This is a genomic window from uncultured Campylobacter sp. (assembly GCF_937997535.1).
GTDB lineage: Bacteria > Campylobacterota > Campylobacteria > Campylobacterales > Campylobacteraceae > Campylobacter_B.
Map to the genome: position 1 here is coordinate 1 of NZ_CALKTT010000073.1, position 21,508 is coordinate 21,508.

A 21,508-nucleotide genomic window follows, 5' to 3' on the forward strand; every position below is an offset into this window, starting at 1 on the left:
CTCTATCTCTTGCGATTTTTAGTACCTCCATTACATCGTCAAATCTCCAAGCGATTCCATAAATTCCATACCCTCCCTTAAGCGTATACCGCGCTCTAGCAGATCTTGCGGTACGATATTTACGTAATCTTCATCTATAAATGACACAATTCGCTCCTTTTAAGTATAAGATTATTGCCATTGCCATTTTTCTATTTCGTCTTTCTTTACGAAATACCCTCTTTCGCCGCAAGGATAGTAAATTTTGCACCACTCATCGCCACAGCTTTCGATAGGGAGGATGCCGCCTACTCCATCCAAAACTTTTGCGGCCATAAAATTTCCCTTTCTTATTATATATATCGAAGCCCTTACGCCATCCCTGGTTTTGAGCTGATAAAGCTTTTCTTCGCCTATAGGATAATTACCTCCGGAGCGCATTTCGCAAGTACTGGTATAGAAGTCGCCCCTTTCCCCATAAGTAATAAAATGGTTGTATATAAAATATTTCTTACAACCACCAAGTATTGCCATAGAAAGTATGGCGAATATTAATACCGAAGCTCTCATCCTGTTTCTTCTCCTTTATCGAAATTTTATTTGTGGCTCCGCCTACTTAAAATGCGCTCTATCTTTTATTTAGATCCCCAAGTCTTTTGACCGTTAGGCCAAAGTTGCTCTATCTCATCCTTCTTGACATAATACTCCGTATCGCCGCAAGGATAGTAAATTTTACACCATTTATCGTTACAAGATTCTATCGGAACCATAGTCGATGTGCCATTATAATAGTGAGATAAAGTCTCTACTAGCTTATATTCATATTCACCGCTTTTTTGGCTTTTAGCTCTTGAATATATATCTAAAAAATCCTCAAGGTTCCTCGGTACGTAAAGTTTATCATGAGGTATATAGTCATGAAAAATAAAACCGCAGGCAGTTCTATATCCATTCGTACTCGGAGCAAAAAAGCGATTACTTAGGCTGCACCCCGCTAGCAAAGCAACATATGCCAATGACAGCATAACAAATTTATTCATTTCTTTTTCCTCTCTTCTATAATATTTTGTATCGCGTCTTGTACTTCTTGATGCTTTTGACGCTCCCGCCGGCGAATTTTAGCAAAATATACGCCTTTGTTCATATGAGAAACCCCTAATGCGAAAAAGCCCCTAATAAGACTCCTAATATTTCGGAAAAGATTATATCTAAAATAAAAATGAAAGAGGCTGGAACGACTAAAATTTAAGATAGGTGCCTGCGCGCAAAAACCAAATGCAACTAAAAGAAGTGATTAAAATTTAAAAATAGATAATTGGTGGAGGTGTGCGGGATTGAACCGCAGTCCGAAAACAAACGACCAAAGCCTCTACATGTTTAGCAAAAGTGAAGTTCTCGCGCAGGCTCGCTCACTTTCCAAAACGATCCGCCGGCGCAAAGACTAGGATTTCACCCTACGGCTCGTCACGCCGCAGAGCTACGCTATCGCAGATTACCCGCCGCCGCGCTTAGATAGTATCGGCGCGGAGCAGGGCTCGACTGGACTTACGCAGCTTTAGCGTAAGCAGGAGCAAATTTAACGTTGTTTGCGTTTAAATTTAGTTTGGATTTTATACGCTGTATCCAAAGCGACATGCAGCCTTGACCCATCCGTTCCCGTCGAAGCCAAGTCACCCCCGAAAGAATGCGCGCGCATTTTACTTCAAAATTTTATAAATGTCAAATTCGGCTTATGCTAGAATTGCGTTTAAATTTTAACTAAATCAAGGATCCAAAATGTCAAAAATCACGCTTTCTAAATTATACGAGATGAAAAAATCCGGCGAAAAGATCGTGATGATCACTGCCTACGACGCGCTTTTTGCTAAAATTTTCGACGACGAGGTTGATATGGTACTCGTAGGCGACAGCCTAAATATGAGCTTCGGCGGGCACTCCGAGACCCTGGGCGCAAGCGTAGAGCAGATGACCTATCACGCATGTGCCGTAAGACGGGGGCTAAAGCGAGCGTATATGGTCGTGGATATGCCGTTTTGCTCGTGCGCGACGCCCGAGCTCGCGCTACAAAACTGCGCCAAAGTCTATGAGAACACCGGCTGCGACGCCGTCAAAATCGAAGGAGGTGCGCATATGGCAGATACCGTGGCGCTGCTTAATCGAAACGGAATCGCCGTGATGAGTCACATCGGGCTAAAGCCGCAGTTTTCGCGCTTTACGGGCGGCTACAAGGTAAGCGGGCGCGGCGAAGAGGGCGCGCGCGAGGTCTTAAACGACGCTAGAGCGCTTGTCGAGGCGGGCGCAGTGCTGCTGCTGGTGGAGGGCACGATCTCCGCGGTCGCAAATCAAGTGGCGCTCGGTACCGACGTGCCCGTCATCGGCATCGGCGCGGGCGCCGGCGTGGACGGACAGGTGCTTGTGTGGAGCGATATGTGCGGATTTTTCACGGAGTTTCGGCCGAAATTCGTCAAGCGTTATTTAGGCGGCGCCGAGCTGGTAAAAGGCGCGGTGCGCGAATACGCGCGCGAAGTCAAAGAGGGGAGCTTTCCGAGTGAGGAGTTTGAATACAAGCAGTAGCGAGATTTGGGCTAAATTTTAAAATTTACGCGCCGAAATTCCAGCGATAAAGCCCCGCTTGCCTTAAAACAATGCTTCGTTTTCGCGCGTCGCAAACTACGTAAACAGCTCGCCAGCTCGCGCCGCTTAAAATTTATTCGGCGCGAACGATTGCGAGCGCTTTACCTAGTGCGAGAGATCGCAGGCGCTTTGGGCGAATACTCTGCGCGGTATTTTATACGGGGGCGCCGTGCGAGAGTTTGCGTGCTTCTGCATGCGAGCGCTATTTCTTTCGCCGATTGCAACGCACGAACGCTTTTCATGAACGCTTTCGCGCCCGCAGCTCTAAAATACGCTGCAAACGATAAATTTTACGCACGCAGCCGTAGAATTCTGGCATAAGTCAGCCGCCAGACCTAAACGGCTTATAAAATTTAAGGAGAAAATTTGGCTAAAGCTTTAAAAACCTTCATAGCCGTAGTTCTGGGCTTGCTCTTTTGCGTAAAGGTACTGCCGATTTTGGCGGTATTTTTTGCGTTTAATTCTTTCTTTGATAAAGATGATATGGAGCTGGATAAAGCCCCGTTAATGCAAAATTACGAGCAAAATCGTGATAAATTTCTAGACCTGTTAGCTTTTGCAGGTCGCAACTTCCCTAAAAATTTGCGCGTTACGATCCAGAGCACTTATGGCGATGAGTATATTTGGATCGATTTGGACGGCAACGAGACAAAATTTTATTCAAATTCCATTTTCAGGAATAATGCGCCGGGTATCGGCGAGGGGTTAAAGCTCATCGGCTGGGACAAAAAGACGTTTGCAGAGCTAAAATCAAAGCTCGCGGCGATAAACGCTAGAACCATCGTGCTAAATAGAAGCGGCGATAGCGGGGTGCCTTGGGCGGAGATCACCTACCGATACGTGGAGCACTTCACCGATAGCTATCAGTTTTATGCCCCTGATAGCCCGAAGCTTGCCAAGCTGCACGCCAAGGGCTGCTCGAAAAAATTTGAAAGCGACGGCGTAGTATTTTTATTCGAAAGCACAACGTCCGGCTCATATAGAGCGTTCTGTAGCAGCGATAATAATAAGAGCGTTTTGATCGAAGAGCACGTTTTGTAGAACTAGGCTCGCGCAGGAAAAATTTAGCGTCTTAATTTGGGGCGCGATCGATAAGGCGGCGCGAGATTGCACGGCTAAATTTAATCGCACGAGCTGTGTTGAGCTTAGCGGTAAATTTTACAATCCGTGCTAAATTCTAAGTCGTCTTGAAAAACGAAATGTCGCGCGAAATTTTACCTAGCCGCGCAAGGCAGAATTCTGCATAAAATTCTACGCAGAATTTCTTGCGAAATTTTGACCGATTACGCGAGATAAAATTCTAGACGGCTGCGTGCCGCAAAGCTTGAAGCGTAGAATTTAAAGCCTCGCTGCCGCAAAAGCGAAATTCTTTTTAAAATTCTACGAGGTAAAATTTCGTCGCAAAATTTCGCTGCAAAATTCCAGACGCTGAATTTAATATCGCAAAATTCCAAGCGTCAAATTTCGCGTCGTAAAACCATGCGAGTATTTTCAAACGGCTAAATTTTGCCGCTAAATTCTATGCGCTCAAATTTCGCACCGCCGCTCGCGAACGCCTAAAACCTTAAATTCTACATACTAAATTCCGCGCCGTAAAATTTAGCGCAGTTAGCGACCCACGCGCTGTTTGGGAGCCGCTACGACAAAATTTCACACTTAAGGCATAGCGGGCGTAGCGGCATGAGTATAGTCTTAAAACGTCGCGCTAAAATTCCGCAGTCTTTCGCGACGGGTGCTCTGCTTTTTAACCCCAGCCCTAAGCGCGTACCGTAAAATTCCGCGCCGCGAATTTTATTTCCGCTCGCAAAGATCCGTCCCTTTAAAATTGTCAAAATTTAGCCATTTTTCGCTACACTTGCTAAAATTTTAAAAACGATTAAAGAGAGATTATGGACAGAATTGTAGAGATCGAAAAGATGCAGCTCGATGAGAGCGTGGAGAACTCGCTGCGCCCGTCGAGCTTCGAGGATTACGTGGGGCAGGAGAAGATCAAATCGAACCTCGCTATCGCGATCGCCGCGGCGAAAAAGCGCGCCGACGTGCTAGATCACGTGCTTTTTTACGGGCCGCCGGGGCTCGGCAAAACCACGCTAGCGCACATCATCGCCGCTCAGATGGGCGCCGCCATTAAGGTCACCGCCGCGCCGATGATCGAAAAGGCGGGCGATCTGGCGGCGATTTTAACGAACCTGCAAAGCGGCGACGTGCTTTTCATAGACGAGATACACCGTCTAAGCCCGGCGATCGAGGAGGTGCTGTATTCGGCGATGGAGGACTTCCGCCTCGACATTATCATCGGCTCGGGTCCCGCCGCGCAGACTATCAAGATCGACATTCCGCACTTCACGCTCATCGGCGCCACGACGCGCGCGGGCATGATCTCGGCGCCGCTGCGGGATCGCTTCGGCATGCAGTTTCGCTTGCAGTTTTACACGCACGCCGAACTTGCGCGGATAGTGCAGATCGCTTCGGTCAAACTCGGAAAAGAAAGCGCGGCAGATGCCAGCGCCGAGATCGCGCGCCGCTCTCGCGGTACTCCGCGTATTGCGCTGAGGCTACTGCGCCGCATACGCGATTTTGCCGAGGTGCGCGACGAGGGCGCTATCTCGCACGATCGCGCGCGCGAAGGGCTTGAGGCGCTGGGCGTGGACGAGCAGGGCTTTGATGAGATGGATATAAAATATTTGGAAATTTTATTTGACGCTAAGCGCCGTGCCTTGGGGCTTAGCACGATCGCGGCGGCGCTTAGCGAGGATGAGGGCACGATCGAGGACGTCATCGAGCCCTATCTGCTCGCTAACGGCTACATCGAAAAGACCGCCAAAGGCCGCATCGCAACCGATAAGGCGCGCGAGACGTTCGGTCGCGTGCTAAAGACCGCGGAGAGAAATCTGTTTGAGGAGTAGGGCGGATGAAATTTTATACTTCACGGCGCTGAGCCAATAGCTACGCAGGCGGAGACCCTATCGTGGCGATTTTGCATGTTTGGTCTTTGAATTTTGCTTAGTTTTAAAGTTTCTGTAGATTTAAAATTTAAAGCGGGAGATTTTGTAAATTTAGAGCAAATTTATTATCGGCTCAATAAAATATCCAAAAGAATATGAAGGGAAATTTTATGAAATTCATAACAAAATATATAAAAAGGCTCTTCTATTATTTTTACGATGTATTTTACAGACGTGTTTTTATCAGGGGAGTTTCGCATCCGCCGGCACAGGTGGCTAGCATAGGCTGTTATGGTTTGCTTTTTGTCCTGTGCGGAACGCTTTTACTATTTATAGAACGGATACGTCGCCCAAACAATTGAATGAGCTTGAGATAGATACCGGAATTTTAAGAAGCGTTTATTATTATTTTCGCGGAAGCGGCGGACGAATACACATAGAACTAGAAAATGGCAAGAAAAAAGTTTATGAAATAAGCAAAAGCGATAGCGATATTTATGAAAAGCTAAAAGGGCAAAAAATCAAAATTTATGGCGAGCCAAGCCCGGATATATTAGGTAATAATGAAATTTTACAGCTTGAAGATAAAGATGGAAAAATATATAAGGAATATAATTTCGATCATAGATTGTTAAGACCATATTTGATGACCGCACAGTTTAAATTCTTTTTAAAAGGGGTAGTTTTTCTACTTTTATTGATATTTTTTATAAATTTTTCAGATAGAAATTTGATTAAAAAAATCCAGAAGAAGGAGCAAAAAATGAGTAACGGGTTGGGTATTATTAGGGATGCGCTTTCGCATGGTCTTGCTAATGCGGCTGCAGCGCAAGCTGGAGCGAAGTTCTGCTTTCATATGCCTATAGAGGCGGCTATTATTCTCACTCTCCATTGAAAGTTAAAATTTAGTCTATTCTCGCATCCGTTGTGCTCATTATTTTATAAATTCGTATTCTTTTATCCTACGTGGATTGTTGTTTGCGATTATTAAGGTACATTGATTTTCTAAAAAATAGCCTGTCACCCGCTTAACTTTTGCTTCACTCTCGTTTATCGTACCGATTTTTACTTCGCTTCTAGCAGACGCATTCGCTATACATTTTTCTTTTCCGCGTGAAGTTGCCATTGGGCTTATTGTAAGAGTTGCGACGCGAGTATATCCACACATTGGACGAGCGCAGCTTTAGGTTTTGCGGCGCAACGCGCGCGTCTAGCGCCGACATGTCGGCTCTGCCTGCCAAAGTGCTAATTTCGTCAAATTTAGCCGCACGCAGCCTGCGCGTTCGTATCGCGCGCGCCGATCACTACGCGAGATAGCCCGAGCTCTGCCAAAAGCTCGGCGCAAGACGGGGTCTTGCTGCGGTGCGCGCAGGGCTCGAATGCGGCATAGGAGCACACATCTAGTTTTGACGTATGTTCGAGCTATGCGCTATTTTCATAAATTAGGCACGATCCGTGTACATGTCGTATAGCGCGCTGTATGTGAAAACGCGTGAGAACGCTGCTTGTAAATTCGATTAAATTTCAAAATTTAATCGAAATCTGATAAAAAAATTTATAAAATATGTCATCAAATTTCAAAAGGACAAAATTTGCCGACGTCAAAAGATAATGCCCCAAGCCGCAACGAAGACCTGGCTGAAAAGATAGCTCAAAATAACGCTGAGAATAACGCTAAAGGCGAGGCTCAAAATTTCACTGAAAATCAGACTGTAAATAACGCCGAGATTAAAATCAAAGCTGCCGCCGAAAGCGAAGCGGTCGTCAAAAACAAAGCCGAAGCCGCTGCCGAAAATCAAAGCGAAAGCATAGCCGAAACGGGCAAAGTCGCCGGAGCAAATACCGACGCTGATAAAGCAGGCGCAGCTGCGCTAGACGCCGCGGAAGGCAGGACTAAAACTGCCGCCGAAAATCAAAGCAAAAACCGGGTCAAAACCGACAAGGTCTCATCTGCTGGTGCGGCTGCATTTAGCGACGCCGCCGAAGCCAATGAAACCTTCTCGGCTAATGCTTCCGCATTAGGCGACGCCGCCGCTTCCGGAGCCGCTGCGGGCATGAAAGCAGGTCTTGCCAAGGCTAGCGGGCGCGCAAAGACGAGCAAGATATTTTTTATCGGCGCTACTTTGCTGATGTTTTGCTGCGTGATCTATCTGTTTTCGCCGTTTTTGATGGTGATCGCAATCGGCGTACTGATGGCAGTGGCGACCTCGGGTCTGCACACTAAAGTAACGAAGCTGTGTCGCGGCAGGCGCACGCTAGCCTCGGTGCTTAGCCTGTTTTTGCTCTGCGCACTTTTTTTCGTGCCCTTCATCTACGCAGTGATCGAGATCGCCAAAAACGCCGCGAGCTTCGATATGGCGCGCCTAAACGACGCGCTTAGCTACGTTCAGAGCCTAAACATCAAGCTGCCAGGGCCTTTTGAAAAATTTGATACGCAGTTTCGCTCGTTTTTGGCAAACCTAGACGTCGCAGGCTTAGCGAAACAGATCATCTCCTACCTCTCGGTCGTTGGAAAGTCCAGCGCAAAATTTATCGTCGATATGGTGCTTATCGTCGTGTTTTGCTTTTTTGCATACCTCTACGGCGAGAGCTTCAAGCGCTTTTTCAAAAAAATTCTACCCGTCGAGCCCGCGCAGATCGATTATATCTTTTCCGAGACGGCAAATACGATGAGCGTCGTGTTTTACTCGACCATCTTCAACGCCGTATTGCAGGGCTTTTTGTTTTCGATCATCGCGGGGATCTTCGGGTTTGACGCGCTGCTGATGGGGGTGCTTTTCGCCTTTTGCTCGCTCATCCCCGCAGTCGGCGGCGCGCTTATCTATGTGCCCACCGCGCTATACGTGCTAGCGGGGGGTAGCACCTCGGGCGCGATCGTGATAATGGCGTATTGCGTGATACTGATCTCAACGCTCGCGGACAGCTTCGTAAAGCCGCTCGTGATAAAATTTATCAACTCGCGCCTAGTCGAAAACCCCGCAAACATCAACGAGATGCTGATCTTCTTCTCGATGCTTTCGGGCATCAGTACGTTTGGGTTCTGGGGCGTGATCTTGGGACCCGCGATTTTAACGCTATTTATTGCGGTGCTAAATTTATACGATTATCTAAAAAAAATAGAATTTGAGTAGGGCTTGCGCCGCTTGGCGCTTTTAAATTTATGAAAATGCTGCTCGTAAAGCGCAATGCCTAACATGTCCTGGCGGCTTTTTGTCCGTTCGCGCCATAAATTTTTAAAATTTAGCTTCGGCGCGGAATTCCTACGCCTAGGAATTTTAAAATTTATGCTCTTGTTTTGAAATTTAAAAACCCTCTGCGCGCCGCAAAGCCCATGACCGAACGAAGGGCTGCGATACTAGAGAGTAAATGCGCGCTAAATTTAGCGTGTTTGATGGCGCCCAGGCTAAGCTCGATGTTTTACTGCGGCGCATCTCAGGCTACGCGCGGAAGTAGTTTATGTCGGCGGTAGGCGCCCCTGCCGCCGTTTTTTATAGCGGCATCCCAAACAAACGGGCGTCGCAGCGGCTATAGGCTGTGGCGCCGGACAGCAGTCGCTACGGCACCGCCTTTTATGCGGCGTCTGATTTGGTACGGCATGTTTTTTATGCGACGTAAAGCATAGCGCTGCGCAGAAATTTCATAAATTTAATTCGTCCGTCGCTTTTTAAAATTTCGCATCATCGTGGGGCTTAACTGCAGATTAGAATTTCACAGACGAATACAAGGCGGCGTATCAAAAGCTTAAAAATCGGCTAAGGGTGCAAAAGCGGCGTCGGGCTAGAGATACAAAAACAGGCTAGAAGTGACAAAGATGAGTTTGAAAATTTCAAATTCCGTGGGCGCAGATAAAATTTATAAGGAAAATTTACCTAGTAGTGCAGAAACTGCCAAAAATAACAAAATTTAAGCGAAAAGCACCAATAGAGCGGTGGCGGCGATTTAGATCCGCACCTTGCCGCCGTATTTGATCTGACTCGGGTCTTTTTCGTCCAGCTCGCGCATTATCTGCTCGCCGTTGTCGGAGTTTGCCGCGGCGATATCTGCGTCCAGATCGGAGTATGAGTAGATCATCATCGCCTCGCTTACGCCCTCTATGGCTTCTATCGCGCGAAATGCGGCGATCTCGTTCTCGAAGCTCTCTGCGCTAATCGTGGCTACCGCCTTGCGGTCCTCGCATGCGACGAACTCGCAGCCGCCGATACTTTGCAGCTGCTTGCGAAACGCCGCTACGTCGGCATTTGCGCTCAGATAGATTACGACGCTTGAAATATTCATTTTAACTCCCAAAAGTAGATATATCTATTGTATCCCGAGCCCACTAGATACTCTCCTTCGAAAAGCAGATAGTTGATGATGTCGTTGTCCAGCTCAATGCTGCGGACGATCTCGCCTGCTTTATCGATTACGCGCACGCCGTTATTTACGGTGAAAGCGCCCAGCTCGGGGCTTAGCGCCACGGCAAAAACTGCAAAATGGGCGTTATAAAATTTAGCGAAATCGCCGTTTTCGTAGTAGCACGATCTTTCTTTGTCGTTCGAGCCGCTCATCATACGATCGCCAAGCAGCGCCACGGAGTAGATCCCGTCCTTGTGCAGGGATTTTTGGCTCATAAGCTTTTTCGCTTTCACGTCGAAATAAAACACGATGCCGCCTTCGCACGAGATTAGTAGCGTCCCGCTAGCGCGGTCGTAGGCGCTGCCGCCCAAAGACGCGATGGTGAGCTTTTGCTCGAAGCTTACCTTGCCGCTAGACAGGTCTAAGTATAAAATTTCGCTACCAAGACCTAGCAAAATCACGGTGTTTTCGTCGTAGAAATAGACGTTTTTAATCCCCGTCATCGGTAGCTTGTAGTGCGTGATCTTGCCGCCCGCAAACACACCCAGCATCTTTTCAAACGCGTCGCCGTTATACAAAAATGCGTATTTTTCGCCTAGTTTATCAACGTCGAATATGGTAGCGCCCATCGGCTCGTCTAGGTAATTTTTGGACGAGGGCAGGGCAAAAATTAGAGTCTTGGAGATTACGCTCGGCACGGAATTCCGAGCGGAATTTAATGCCGTAGAATTCTCGGCAGAATTCTGCTTCGCGGAATTTTCTAAAGAATTTACGGCAGCGGAATTTGCGGTGGAATCTCCCGTGGAATTTACGCTTGCTTTTGCATTGAAATTCTGCGCCGCATTGGAATTTGTGCTTGTGACGGAATTTTGATCTGCAAAATTTTGCCTGGCGGCAGAATTTTGCATGGAACTCTCCGCAGAGTTAATGGTGATTTTATAGAGCTTGCCGTTGTCAAGCCCTGCGTAAATTTCGCCGTCTAGATTTTTTAGCACCGCGACATTTGCGTCAAGCTCTAGTATGAAGCTAGCGTGTTTGATCTTTGCAGGCGCATCTATGCCCACAGCGCCACTAGGTATTGCAACGCCGTTGCCGGCATAGATGAAGCAGGCGCAAAGTAGCAGCGATGGTAAAAATTTCATCTCGCGCTCCTACTCAACCTCGGCACCTTGATTTAGCGTATCTATGAGATTAGAAGTGGAATTTGCGTCGCTAAACCTGCTAAAATCAGCCTTAAAATTATTTTTCACTAGCGGATTGGTTTGGGCTTGCGGTACGTGGCATTGCGTGCAGTTGAATCGCTGCTCGGCTAGCGTGCCGTTTAGATCCGCGCCTGTGCGAAAGTCTACCAAGTGGCTTTTTGGAATCGGGGTAGAGCCTACATCCTTAGCGACATCGGGCATATGGCAGGTTACGCACATATTGTTATCCTTTGTGATCGGCACTAGCCCGTCTAGGCTGTGCGGTATGAGCGGCGGAGCGTTTTCGAAGCTGCGCTCGATTTTCGAAGCGGCGCCCGGAGCATCCTCGCTATATTTGAAATCGGGCAGGGAATTTTTATTTTGCGCCGATTCGTCCACACTTTTTATAAAGCCCAAGCTGTCGGCATCTATAGAAGCCGTCTTGTCCGCGGCAAAGAGCGCCGCACAGCATGCAAGAGCCAAGCCTAAAACCATTTTTTTCATTTTTTCACTCCTAATATACTAAAATTTAACGCATCGTCGTCGCATACGTCGATGCAGCGTCCGCAGCTGATACACTCGCTGCTAACGCGCCCGTTTTCGCGTCCGACCATCTTAAGTACCTGCACTTCGGGGCAGACCATTTTGCATTTGCCGCACATCGTGCATTTATCAACCTCGTGGCGAACGCGAATGACGCTAAAATAGCTAAGCACAGCCCAAAATCCGCCGAGCGGGCATAGCCGCGAGCAGATAGTGCGATCGCCCGCGAAAATTTCAAAAACTACGATCAGTAGCGCGATTGCAAACGCACTGGCACTCAGCGATATGACGGCGCGCGCGAAAAGCGAGATAAAATTTACGCTCTCAAACGCCGCAAAGCCGAAAGCTCCGCTGCAAACAAGCGCTAGCGCCGCTAGGACGTAGCGAGCTTTGCGATTTACGTTTAAAATTTTGGTGTGCACGCCGAGTCTTTTACGAAGCCACGCGGCAAGATCGGTTAGTAAATTTATCGGGCAAACCCATGAGCAATATGCTCGCGGCGCTATAAGCGCATAAAATGCTCCTACGATAAGCGCTCCGACAACCGCCGTAGCGCCCAAAGAAAAGCTGGCTAGCAGCATCTGCGCCGTCGCAAACGGATCGCTTAGATTAATCGTGCCGAAAAGTTTCGACGAGCTTAGATTACCCTTTAGAATTCCTGATAAAACTCCGTTTTCGCTCGCGGCTTTGAAGGCGAAATTATTTCCTAAAATAAAAAGGACTAGAATAGAAATTTGGCTCAAACGCCTTAAAATAGTATATTTCATTGCCTCGCCCCCTCCATTAGATCGTCCTCGTTTAAGTAGTCCCTGCTTTTTTGCGGATCAAGCTTGATTTTGGTATCTGCATCCTTTAGCTTCGCGTCGTCGCCCTTGATCCAGCCTTTGACGTAGTTGTCGTTGGAAATTCCTATGACGCGCTCGCGCTCCACGACGCTGATAGCCGCCTTTTTCGTGACGCAGGCATGCTCGCACTTACCGCAACCCGTGCAGTAGTCGCTATCTACGACGGGCACGAGTAGGGCGTGCTTTTCGGTGCGGTTGTTGTGACGATAATCGATCCTAAGCGCCTTGTCCATTACGGGGCAGCTTCGCACGCACGCGTCGCATTGGATACCGGCGTAAGCGATGCAATGCTCGGTATCTATGACCGCAACGCCCATTTTGGATAGACGCACGTTAAGCTTGGAGTCTTCGCTTACCAGGCTTTTATCTAGTGCGTCGCTAGGACAGGCCGCGAGGCAAGGTATATCGTCGCACATATAGCACGGAATTTCGCGCGGGATAAAAAACGGCGTGCCGTTTGCAATAGCATGATCGCAAAAGCTCGCAAGCTTAAGCGTATCAAAGGGGCACGCCTCGACACAAAGTCCGCACCTTAGGCATTTGCTAAGAAATTCTTTCTCGCTTATAGTTCCGGGCGGGCGGAGTCTAGCGTGCTCGCCGGAGTTTGCGACTCCGAGCCCCAAAACGCCTACGCCCGCAGCTAAAGAAAGAATACCCAAGACCTCACGCCTATTCATAATTTACGCCTTGTAAATTTTAACCGCGCATTTTTTGTAGTCGGTCTCTTTTGAAAGCGGACAGGTATGATCGAGCGTGACGCGGTTGATATAAACCTTCTCGTCAAAAAACGGCACGAAAATAAGCCCCTTCGGCGGAATGTTACGTCCGTGGAAGTCCACGCGCGCTTTTACCTTGCCGCGGCGCGACTCAATCCAGACGATTTCGTTTTGTTGCACGCCGATTTTGGAGCCGTCGGCTTCGTTCATATAGCATCTTGCTTCCGGTACGGCGCGATAAAGCTCCGGTACGCGCATAGTCATAGTGCCCGTATGCCAGTGCTCTAGCACGCGACCCGTACATAGCCAGAAAGGATACTCCTCGCTTGGCACTTCTACAGGATCCATATATGGACGGAAGAAAATTTTAGCTTTATTGGCAAGGCTTGTTTTTTCTTCGCCTGAAGTAGCGGATTTCAGATCGCCACTAGGAAGCGCTGCTTTGGCGTTGCCATAAAAGGCAAAGTCACTATCCGGAGCCGCTTTTTTAGCATAAGGATCGTATTGGGCGTTAAAGCGCCAAAGCGTTTCTTTGCCGTCTACGACCGGCCACCTAAGACCGCGCACTCGGTGATATGTATCGAAATCGGCTAGGTCGTGTCCGTGACCGGTGCCGAATTTTCGGTACTCCTCCCAAAGATATTTTTGGATGAAAAAGCCATATCCTTTAAATTCTTTGCCGTCGCTGCCGATTACGCCGCGTGAGTCGCCGTTTACTTCAGAGTTATCGAAGCTTGCCATAATCGGATCTTTTGCCGCGAAAGCCTGAGCGTCTTTGTTTGCAAAGAGCACTTCAAATAGTGTAGTCTCTGGCGTATAGCCGAATTCTGAAATTTTATCTAATACGTTTGGAAGCGTAAGCTTATCATTTACTTTAACCTCGCCCCAGAAATCCTTGAGTTTGAAGCGCTTGGAAAACTCTAGCATCTGCCACGTATCGCTCATCGCGTCGCCCACAGGAAGGACCTGCTGTCTCCACCACTGCGTTCTGCGCTCGGCATTGCCGTATGCGCCCCATTTTTCGTAGATCATCGCGGTTGGCAGGATTAGATCAGCTACCTTTGCGCTTAGTCCCGGATACGGATCGCTTACTACGATGAAGTTATCCATCTCGCGCGCCGCTGCGATCCAGTGATTTGCGTTGGCGATCTGCTGCCATGGGTTATTTACCTGCACCCATAGCCATTTTATCTTGCCGTCTTCGAGATTGCGCAGAGCCTGCACGTAGTGCGCACCCGGTTTCGGATTTATCGTGCCCTCGGGGAGTTTCCAAATTTTTTCGGAAACCTTTCTGTGCGCCGGATTTGCCACGACCATATCGGCAGGTAGGCGGTGAGAAAACGTGCCCACCTCTCTAGCCGTGCCGCAAGCGCTAGGCTGACCGGTAAGCGAAAACGCTCCACAGCCGGGCTTAGCTTGCTTGCCAAGAAGGAAATGCACCATGTAACTTTGCTCATTGACCCAAGTTCCTCTTGAGTGCTGATTAAAGCCCATCGTCCAAAAGCTTACTACTTTGCGATCTTTTTCTATATAAAAATCTGCCAGCTGCTTTAGCTTGGTCTTAAACGCCTCTAAATCCTCACTTTCGTCACCCTTAGCTAAAGGCGCTACAAATTCTAACGTGTAGGGCTCCAGCGCTTTTTTAAATTCTTCGAAGCTTATGAGCCAGTGAGCATCCGATTTGTCAGAGTGTTTGTTTTCGAGTACGTCGCCCTCTTTCATACCCAGATATGCTAAGGTAACGCCCTCGGATTTGCTTAAAATTTTGGATTTTTGCTTAGCCGCGGTGTCAAGCTCGGTTTTGCGGTATTTTTTATGATTTATATCTTCTCGTAGGCCATAACCGATATCCACAGGGCCTGTAGCGAATACGCAGTGCTCTTTAATAAATTTCTCATCTATCATATCCGGGTGGTTGTAGACGATCTCCCTTGCTATGTAGTTCCATATCGCAAGATCAGTATTCGGACGGAATATAATTTCGATGTCGGCGATGTTTGAAGTGCGGCTAGAGTAGGTCGAGAGATTTATAACTTTTACGCGGTCCGGGTTGCGAAGCTTGTGGTCGGAGACACGAGACCAAAGGATAGGGTGCATCTCTGCCATATTCGCGCCCCAGGCGATGATGGTGTCGGTTAGCTCGATATCGTCGAAAACGCCCGCAGGTTCGTCGATACCGAAGGTTTGCATAAAACCTACGACGGCGCTGGCCATGCACTGGCGAGCATTAGGATCGAGATTATTGGAGCGAAAGCCCGCCTTTACTAGCTTTGCTGCAGCGTAACCTTCCGGGATCGTGTATTGACCGCTACCAAGTACGGCAAAGCCCTCGGGGCCGCCTTCGTTATAGGCGCGTCTGAAATGCTTCTCCATTTCGTCGAACGCTCTTTGCCAGCTGATCTCGATAAATTTTCCCTTTTTATCGAATTCGCCCTTGGAATTTACGCGCAAAAGAGGCTTGGTAATGCGATCGGCGCCGTACATGATCTTGGCGTTAAAATAGCCTTTGATGCAGTTTAGACCGCGATTTACAGGCGCTAACGGATCGCCTTTGACCGCTACGATCTTGCCGTCTTTGGTGGCTACCATGATGCCACAGCCGGTGCCGCAGAAGCGACAGGCCGCCTTGTCCCAGCGCCAGCCTTTTTCGGCTTCGTCCGCAGCGCTTAGTCCGCTAGGCAAGCTGATGCCCGCAACGCTACAGGCAGCCGCTGCTGCAGAGCTTTTTATAAAGTCTCGTCTATCCATGAGATTAACCTTTCGTTTAGAATGTAAATTTCTATTAATGTTTTGGATAATAGCATAAAAAAACGGCTTAGTCTAGATTAAAATCAAGGTTTTTTCTACATAGATTTCAGATATAAGATAATAATTTTATAAATTTTAAATTTAGTGGCTTAAATTTTATCAGGACAGCGAGTTTTTGATAAATTTTAATATAGATTTTCATTTAATTAAATTAATATATTATACCGATAAATTAGCATTAAAATTTCATAAAAATTTAATCGTGCTTTGAAATAAAACGGAGCGTAATATAATTTCAAAATTCTATTAAAATTATAAAAGTTAGCTTAAAAAGCGTCTTTTGCGATAAGCGATAAATTTTGCGCTAAAACGCCGCTATTACCGAAGTAAAAGCGTAAAATTTAACTATTCAATTTAATATGCGATATTTGCATATTGCTTAAATTTTGCTTAAAAAAATTCACTAATTTAAAATTTCTTTTATAATCTAGAAAGTATAATAGCCGTGCAAACCAAAATTCTTGAAAGGAATATTATGCAGTCCAGAGAAAAGATTGTCAAAACGACTTGTCCTTACTGCGGCACCGGCTGTGGTATCGATCTTATCGTAAAAGACGGCAGGATCGTAAACGCGCGCCCTACGCAGGCCCACCACGTAAATGACGGCGAGCTATGCTTAAAAGGGATGTTCGGCTGGGAGTTTGTAAACTCTCCAAAACGCCTTGCCAAACCTATGATCCGTAAGAAAAACGGAGTATTTGATAGAAGCGGTAAGCTTGAGGAGGTAAGCTTTGAAGAGGCTTATGATTTTGTAGCGTCTAAATTTAAAGAGACCGTCGCTAAATATGGCCCAAGCTCAATAATGGGTTTTAGCTCGGCGCGCTCAAATAACGAAGACAACTACGTTTTTCAGAAATTTTTCCGCGCTCAGGGTAGCAATAACGTCGATCACTGCGCCCGTCTTTGACACGCTCCTACAGTGGCAGGTCTTGCCAACACGCTAGGAAACGGAACGATGACGAACGATTTGGTCGAATTCGCTACCGATACGGACGTATTTTTACTCATCGGCACCAACACGAGCGAGTGTCACCCGATCATCGCTATGCAGATGCAGCGCGGGCTCCAGCGCGGCGCCAAGATGATCGTCGTAGATCCGAAGCGCACAGATATGGCGAAAAAAGCCGATATCTATTTGCAAATCCCGGTGGGCGCGAACATTAAGACGCTAAATACCATTATGAATGTTATCATTGCTGAAAATCTGCAAGATGACGAGTTTATCAAAAACTACGCTCACGGCTACGAGTATCTAAAAGAAGCGGTTAAGGACTTTACACCTGAGCGCTTCGAGCGCGAGACCGGCGTGAAAAAAGAGCTCGTAATCGAAGCTGCTAGAATGTATGCTAAAGCAGGCGCAGCGGCGATCTGCTACACGATGGGTATCACGCAGTTTAGCGACGGTACCTCAAATGTCTTTTCGCTTTCAAATTTAGCTATTTTGACGGGAAATTTAGGTAAAAGAGGCGCAGGCGTAAATCCTTTGCGCGGTCAAAACAACGTCCAGGGCGCATGCGACATGGGCGCGCTACCTAATGTCATCCCGGCAGGCGCGGTAAATTCCGCTTACGCTCAGGAGCAGGCGCGCAGAGTATGGCACTTCGAGCTAAATCCAACTCCAGGCTTTAAGCTTACGATTGCTCCCGATAAGATGGATAGCGGCGAGCTGAAGCTGCTCTACGTTTACGGCGAGAACCCCGTAATGAGCGATCCTTGGACGGAGCACTTCGTGCATGCAACGCACCATCTGGATTGCTTTATCGTGCAGGATCTTTTCTTTACCGAGAGCGCACAGAAGGCCGACGTCGTACTACCTGCTGCCGGATGGGGCGAGAAGGACGGTACCTTTTTAAACACTTCCCGTCGCGTCCAGCGCACGCGCAAGGCAAGCGAGCCGGCTCCTGGCGTAGAGCCTGATTGGAAGGTAGTTTGCAATATCGCACAAAGAATGGGACTTGAAGGGTTTGATTTTTTAAGTGCGGAAGAAATTTGGAACGAAGTGCGTGCATTAATGCCTAAATTTTTCGGCGGTATTAGCTACTATAGGCTAGATAAGCTAGGCGGCATCAGCTGGCCATGCCCAGACGAAGATCATCCGGGCACTCCGGTTCTTTACGCAGATCATAAATCGATGCTGCCTGATGGTAAATTTAGAATGGTGCCGGTGCTTTACGTGGATGATAAAGAGGGGCGCGCTAAAGCTGAGGCGGATTTTAGAGCCAAGATGAAAATTCCTGATGATTATCCGGTGGGAAGCGGCGCGCTTAGCGAGATTCCGGATGAAATTTATCCGTGCTTATTTACGACTGGGCGCAAGGTTTATCACTACCATACGGGCACGATGACGAGAGAGTGCCGCGCGCTAGAGTACGGCGCGGGCGCAGAAGGCGCGCTCATCGAGGTAAGCCCGGACATCGCACGCGAACGCGAGCTTACCGAAGGCTGCTATGCGCTCGTCAAAAATAAGCGCGGTCAGATCGCCGCGAAGCTTCGCATAAATCCGGATTTGAAAGAAGGCACGATATTTACGACCTTCCATTACAGCGAGGCCGACGGCAACGAGCTCGTGCATGCGGGCGATCTAGATCCGCTATCAGGTATCCCGCCGCTAAAAATGACGATCGCAAATATCAGAAAGCTTAGCGAGAGCGAGTTTATCGAGTTCAGAAGACAAAACGAGATGTCGATGCACTCCGAGAAACCTTATCTATCGCCGGTGCATAGGTAGTTTGGGCGGCAAGCTCCGCCCGCTTTACATAGATGAAATTTCATCGCGGCTGCACGTAGCGGCAAAATTTGATTAAATTTCATCTCTGCGGGCGCTTCATAGCCGCTTGCGCGCACGGTGCGAGCGGCTCGTGGAATTTTCCACGCGATTTTTTAAATTCAAAAATGCGAGCGATTTAAATTTACGCACGCTGCTTCAGTACTACGGCTTTACTTCGGCGAATTAAGGCTATTTAAGCAAAATTTCACTACGATACGGGCGAAATTCAAACAAGGAAGGTCTATGGAGCCGATTTATAGGGCGGAGATAGTTAAATTTAAAGGTGATGAAAGAAGGATCGTAAGCGATATCTTGGTGCGCGAGATTAAGCTTGAAATTTTACTAAACGACAAGCGTTTCGGTGCGCTTATGGCGACTCCGAGCGATTTAAAGGCGCTTGCGGTAGGATATTTGCTGAGCGAAAATTTGATCTCGGACGCAAGCGGTATAAAAAGCATCGAGCTCGCGCCCGACGGGCTTAGCGTGAATGTATGCGGCGAGATAAACGAAAAGCGACTAAATAGCTTCGATGCCGAAAAGGTCATCATTAGCGGCTGCGGGCGCAGCTCTACCGCAAATATCGATCCTGCAGCGATGGCGGCGCGCAAAGTCCGCTCGGACGCTAAATTTCATAAGAATGAAATTTTAAATTTGATGAGCGAGTTTTACACGCAGTGCGAGCTTTATGAGATGACGGGCTGCGTGCACACCGCAAAGCTCTTTACCGCGGGCGAGTATTTTATCGGCGAGGATATCGCCCAACACAATACCATCGATAAATCGGTCGGCAAGGCGGTCTTGGCGGGGTGCCATACGCAGGGCTCGCTTCTTTTGGTAAGCGGCAGGCTAAGCTCCGAAATGGTCGCCAAAGCCGTGATGAGCGGCGTTAGCGCGCTTGTTTCGCGTACGGCTCCTACGAGCCTCGGCGTCGTGATCGCGCGTAAATTTGATCTTACCCTTTGCGGCTTCGCGCGCGGCGAAAATTTAAACGTTTATAGCGGCGAAGAGAGAATTTTGAGTTAAGAAGGCGGCATGGAGATAGATATCAAGATAGACGATAAAAAAGCAAGCGAGATCAAAAGGCTGATTTTAAATTTACTAAATCCAAGCGGCAAGCTTGATTGCGGCGCGGCATTTAAGATCGCCGCTAAATTAGGCGTGGACGCGGGCGTAGTAGGAGAGCTCGCGGCGCGCGAAGGGATACGGATAGATCGCTGCGAACTCGGTCAATTCGGCAAGCTGCAATGTAGCGGAGGCAGCATAAAAGCACTGCAAAAGCTAGATCCGCTTTTGGATGAGAAAAGACGGATTTTTTGCCGTGACGCCCGCGCCGTAGCTAGCGGCGGTGTGGGGTTCGATACGGTGCGCTCTACGCTTAAGGAGCACGGCATAGACGTGAAATATTGTCAGCTGGGCTGCTTTAAGGAGAAGAAAGGCAAAAGAATGAGGGTAAAAACAAAAACTTGGATCGAAAATGCGCAGGGCGAGCTCATTTTCGGCAAGGGCAAAACCGAAGTGCTGGACGTGATCGCTCAAACGGGCTCCATCTCTAAGGCCGCCGAGGTTTTGGGGATGAACTATAAAAAGTGCTGGAGTCATCTACAAATTTTACAAAAAAATCTGCAAGAGGAGCTTTTTAGCACCAAGCAAGGCGGTGGCAATGCCGCAGGTACGACGCTAAATGCGCGCGCCTATGAGCTGATCGCCGCGTATAAGCAGCTGCAAAGCGATATAGAAAACTATGCAAACGAGCGCTTTAAGGAGCTTTTTTTGAAAAAAGAGGGCGAGAAAGACGCAAGTAAAGCGAAAGATAAAAACCATTAAATTTAAAGGAGAAACGATGTTTGTAAAGCTAAACGAACGAACCTATCTAAACAAAGACAGGATCACGCGCATCAAGGTAGATAGCGTCCAAGACGGTATTAGAATTCGCTTCTATGAGGGACAGTTTCAAGTCGCCAAAAGCGGTAGATTTGAAAGCGAAGAAAAAGCAATGGAGTGGCTGCAGAAAAATTTTATCGGCAAATAGGCGCAAAGCGCACTTCATAGCCGCGCGAGCAGCTTGAGAACAAATCCGCAAAATACGCTCTTCGTGATACGGTAGCGGCTCGCCGGCTCGATGATGGGGTTGTGAGCGATCCATGCGTTTAAGAGAGCTCGCAGAATTTTAAAAATTTCGAAATTTGCAAAATCTTACGGAGCCGAATTTTTATAATTTTTAAAATTTGGCATAGTGGAATTTTGTCGGCTATATAGAATTTGGCGGCCGAAATTTTATTGTGCGGAGCTTTTAAATTTACGTATCGCAGCGCGATCGTAATAAAAGTCGTAGTAAAATTTTCATTTTGTAAAATTTTACTACGTTAAATTTTATATCAGCAGGCATTAGCTCATTAAATTTGCTCGCCGAATTTTATTACGCAAAATCCATTCTAATGAGGTTTTGCAGCTAGATTTCTCCGCCGCGCCGCGTTATTTTATGAGCGCTGGCTAAGGCGCAAATTATTCACGAAAGCCTTAAATTAATCCAAATTTCACTATAATTAATCACTTAAATTTTAAAGGCCGCGAATGTTAAGCTTAGACGAAATACGAAAAAATATCATCTTAAAACAAGGCGTGCATTATTTTGATTTCGCGGCTTCGGGGCTTGCTTACGAGCCCGTAGAGCGCGAGATAGGCGAAATTTTAAAAACCTATGCCAACACCCACTCCGACAGTAGCTCCAGCGCCATCATCACGCAGCGGCGCTACG

Annotated in this window: 17 protein-coding genes, 1 other RNA gene and 1 pseudogene; 10 read left to right on the plus strand and 9 right to left on the minus strand. The window is 47.7% G+C overall.

Annotation, left to right across the window (positions count from 1 at the left end):
* Window positions 1-171 precede the first annotated feature (171 nt).
* The 3 genes from Q0117_RS06735 to ssrA all read right to left on the minus strand — a co-directional run bounded on the left by Q0117_RS06735 (window position 172) and on the right by ssrA (window position 1,657).
* A complete protein-coding gene (locus Q0117_RS06735; RefSeq protein ID WP_297923986.1) occupies window positions 172-549 on the minus strand; it encodes a hypothetical protein in 378 nt (125 codons plus the stop codon).
* A gap of 65 nt (window positions 550-614) precedes the next feature.
* Entirely contained in the window at window positions 615-1,019 is a 405-nt protein-coding gene (locus Q0117_RS06740; protein WP_297923988.1) for a hypothetical protein, read from the minus strand.
* 276 nt (window positions 1,020-1,295) lie between these two features.
* Window positions 1,296-1,657: a transfer-messenger RNA gene (ssrA, locus tag Q0117_RS06745) on the minus strand.
* 98 nt (window positions 1,658-1,755) lie between these two features.
* Here ssrA and panB point away from each other — a divergent pair.
* From panB to Q0117_RS06770, 5 genes are all read left to right on the plus strand, one after another.
* Window positions 1,756-2,553 (plus strand): 3-methyl-2-oxobutanoate hydroxymethyltransferase, encoded by a 798-nt coding sequence (panB, locus tag Q0117_RS06750; RefSeq protein WP_297923990.1) that lies wholly within the window; start codon window positions 1,756-1,758, stop codon window positions 2,551-2,553.
* Window positions 2,554-2,979: 426 nt separating this feature from the next.
* The gene (locus tag Q0117_RS06755; RefSeq protein ID WP_297923992.1) at window positions 2,980-3,654 is read left to right on the plus strand and encodes a hypothetical protein; all 675 of its coding nucleotides are present in this window, start codon (window positions 2,980-2,982) and stop codon (window positions 3,652-3,654) included.
* A gap of 848 nt (window positions 3,655-4,502) precedes the next feature.
* Window positions 4,503-5,519 carry a Holliday junction branch migration DNA helicase RuvB gene (gene ruvB / locus Q0117_RS06760; RefSeq protein ID WP_297923994.1) on the plus strand — a complete coding sequence of 339 codons (1,017 nt, stop codon included), beginning with the start codon at window positions 4,503-4,505 and terminating at the stop codon, window positions 5,517-5,519.
* Window positions 5,520-5,916: 397 nt separating this feature from the next.
* A complete protein-coding gene (locus Q0117_RS06765) occupies window positions 5,917-6,453 on the plus strand; it encodes a hypothetical protein (protein ID WP_297923996.1) in 537 nt (178 codons plus the stop codon).
* Between the two features lie 697 nt (window positions 6,454-7,150).
* Window positions 7,151-8,689 (plus strand): AI-2E family transporter, encoded by a 1,539-nt coding sequence (locus tag Q0117_RS06770; protein WP_297923998.1) that lies wholly within the window; start codon window positions 7,151-7,153, stop codon window positions 8,687-8,689.
* 808 nt (window positions 8,690-9,497) lie between these two features.
* Here the strand turns inward: Q0117_RS06770 and Q0117_RS06775 are convergent.
* From Q0117_RS06775 to napA, 6 genes are read right to left on the minus strand one after another with little or no spacing between them, the layout of a single operon-like run.
* Window positions 9,498-9,833: a chaperone NapD gene (locus Q0117_RS06775; protein WP_297924000.1), complete on the minus strand. Its 336-nt coding sequence runs from the start codon at window positions 9,831-9,833 to the stop codon at window positions 9,498-9,500.
* Window positions 9,830-11,035 carry a hypothetical protein gene (locus tag Q0117_RS06780; RefSeq protein ID WP_297924002.1) on the minus strand — a complete coding sequence of 402 codons (1,206 nt, stop codon included), beginning with the start codon at window positions 11,033-11,035 and terminating at the stop codon, window positions 9,830-9,832. Before Q0117_RS06780 ends, Q0117_RS06775 begins: the two co-directional genes overlap by 4 nt.
* Before the next feature lie 9 nt (window positions 11,036-11,044).
* Complete coding sequence (locus Q0117_RS06785) at window positions 11,045-11,578, minus strand: nitrate reductase cytochrome c-type subunit (RefSeq protein WP_297924004.1); 534 nt, start codon at window positions 11,576-11,578, stop codon at window positions 11,045-11,047.
* Window positions 11,575-12,384, minus strand: a complete 810-nt coding sequence (napH, locus tag Q0117_RS06790; protein WP_297924006.1) for a quinol dehydrogenase ferredoxin subunit NapH — start codon at window positions 12,382-12,384, stop codon at window positions 11,575-11,577. The genes Q0117_RS06785 and napH overlap by 4 nt, the downstream gene beginning before the upstream one ends.
* Window positions 12,381-13,139 (minus strand): ferredoxin-type protein NapG, encoded by a 759-nt coding sequence (gene napG, locus Q0117_RS06795; protein ID WP_297924008.1) that lies wholly within the window; start codon window positions 13,137-13,139, stop codon window positions 12,381-12,383. The genes napH and napG overlap by 4 nt, the downstream gene beginning before the upstream one ends.
* A gap of 3 nt (window positions 13,140-13,142) precedes the next feature.
* Window positions 13,143-15,926, minus strand: a complete 2,784-nt coding sequence (napA, locus tag Q0117_RS06800) for a nitrate reductase catalytic subunit NapA (protein ID WP_297924010.1) — start codon at window positions 15,924-15,926, stop codon at window positions 13,143-13,145.
* Window positions 15,927-16,461: 535 nt separating this feature from the next.
* Between napA and Q0117_RS10650 the strand changes: the two genes are divergently transcribed.
* The 5 genes and pseudogenes from Q0117_RS10650 to Q0117_RS06830 form a co-directional block, all read left to right on the plus strand.
* Entirely contained in the window at window positions 16,462-18,714 is a 2,253-nt protein-coding gene (locus tag Q0117_RS10650; protein ID WP_232501139.1) for a molybdopterin-dependent oxidoreductase, read from the plus strand.
* A gap of 282 nt (window positions 18,715-18,996) precedes the next feature.
* The gene (fdhD, locus tag Q0117_RS06815) at window positions 18,997-19,776 is read left to right on the plus strand and encodes a formate dehydrogenase accessory sulfurtransferase FdhD (RefSeq protein ID WP_297924012.1); all 780 of its coding nucleotides are present in this window, start codon (window positions 18,997-18,999) and stop codon (window positions 19,774-19,776) included.
* A gap of 9 nt (window positions 19,777-19,785) precedes the next feature.
* Complete coding sequence (locus tag Q0117_RS06820; protein ID WP_297924014.1) at window positions 19,786-20,577, plus strand: LysR family transcriptional regulator; 792 nt, start codon at window positions 19,786-19,788, stop codon at window positions 20,575-20,577.
* Window positions 20,578-20,593: 16 nt separating this feature from the next.
* Entirely contained in the window at window positions 20,594-20,782 is a 189-nt protein-coding gene (locus Q0117_RS06825) for a sodium-dependent tyrosine transporter (RefSeq protein WP_177388229.1), read from the plus strand.
* A 542-nt stretch (window positions 20,783-21,324) separates the two neighbouring features.
* A pseudogene (locus tag Q0117_RS06830) lies at window positions 21,325-21,508 on the plus strand (aminotransferase class V-fold PLP-dependent enzyme); the annotation flags it as partial.

Bases quoted from the DNA above. Each gene is read 5' to 3' on its own strand.
- Q0117_RS06735 (WP_297923986.1), bottom strand. From the start codon at position 549: ATGAGAGCTTCGGTATTAATATTCGCCATACTTTCTATGGCAATACTT.
- Q0117_RS06740 (WP_297923988.1), bottom strand. From the start codon at position 1,019: ATGAATAAATTTGTTATGCTGTCATTGGCATATGTTGCTTTGCTAGCG.
- panB (WP_297923990.1), top strand. From the start codon at position 1,756: ATGTCAAAAATCACGCTTTCTAAATTATACGAGATGAAAAAATCCGGC.
- ruvB (WP_297923994.1), top strand. From the start codon at position 4,503: ATGGACAGAATTGTAGAGATCGAAAAGATGCAGCTCGATGAGAGCGTG.
- Q0117_RS06775 (WP_297924000.1), bottom strand. From the start codon at position 9,833: ATGAATATTTCAAGCGTCGTAATCTATCTGAGCGCAAATGCCGACGTA.
- Q0117_RS06780 (WP_297924002.1), bottom strand. From the start codon at position 11,035: ATGAAATTTTTACCATCGCTGCTACTTTGCGCCTGCTTCATCTATGCC.
- Q0117_RS06785 (WP_297924004.1), bottom strand. From the start codon at position 11,578: ATGAAAAAAATGGTTTTAGGCTTGGCTCTTGCATGCTGTGCGGCGCTC.
- napH (WP_297924006.1), bottom strand. From the start codon at position 12,384: ATGAAATATACTATTTTAAGGCGTTTGAGCCAAATTTCTATTCTAGTC.
- napG (WP_297924008.1), bottom strand. From the start codon at position 13,139: ATGAATAGGCGTGAGGTCTTGGGTATTCTTTCTTTAGCTGCGGGCGTA.
- napA (WP_297924010.1), bottom strand. From the start codon at position 15,926: ATGGATAGACGAGACTTTATAAAAAGCTCTGCAGCAGCGGCTGCCTGT.
- fdhD (WP_297924012.1), top strand. From the start codon at position 18,997: ATGGAGCCGATTTATAGGGCGGAGATAGTTAAATTTAAAGGTGATGAA.
- Q0117_RS06820 (WP_297924014.1), top strand. From the start codon at position 19,786: ATGGAGATAGATATCAAGATAGACGATAAAAAAGCAAGCGAGATCAAA.
- Q0117_RS06825 (WP_177388229.1), top strand. From the start codon at position 20,594: ATGTTTGTAAAGCTAAACGAACGAACCTATCTAAACAAAGACAGGATC.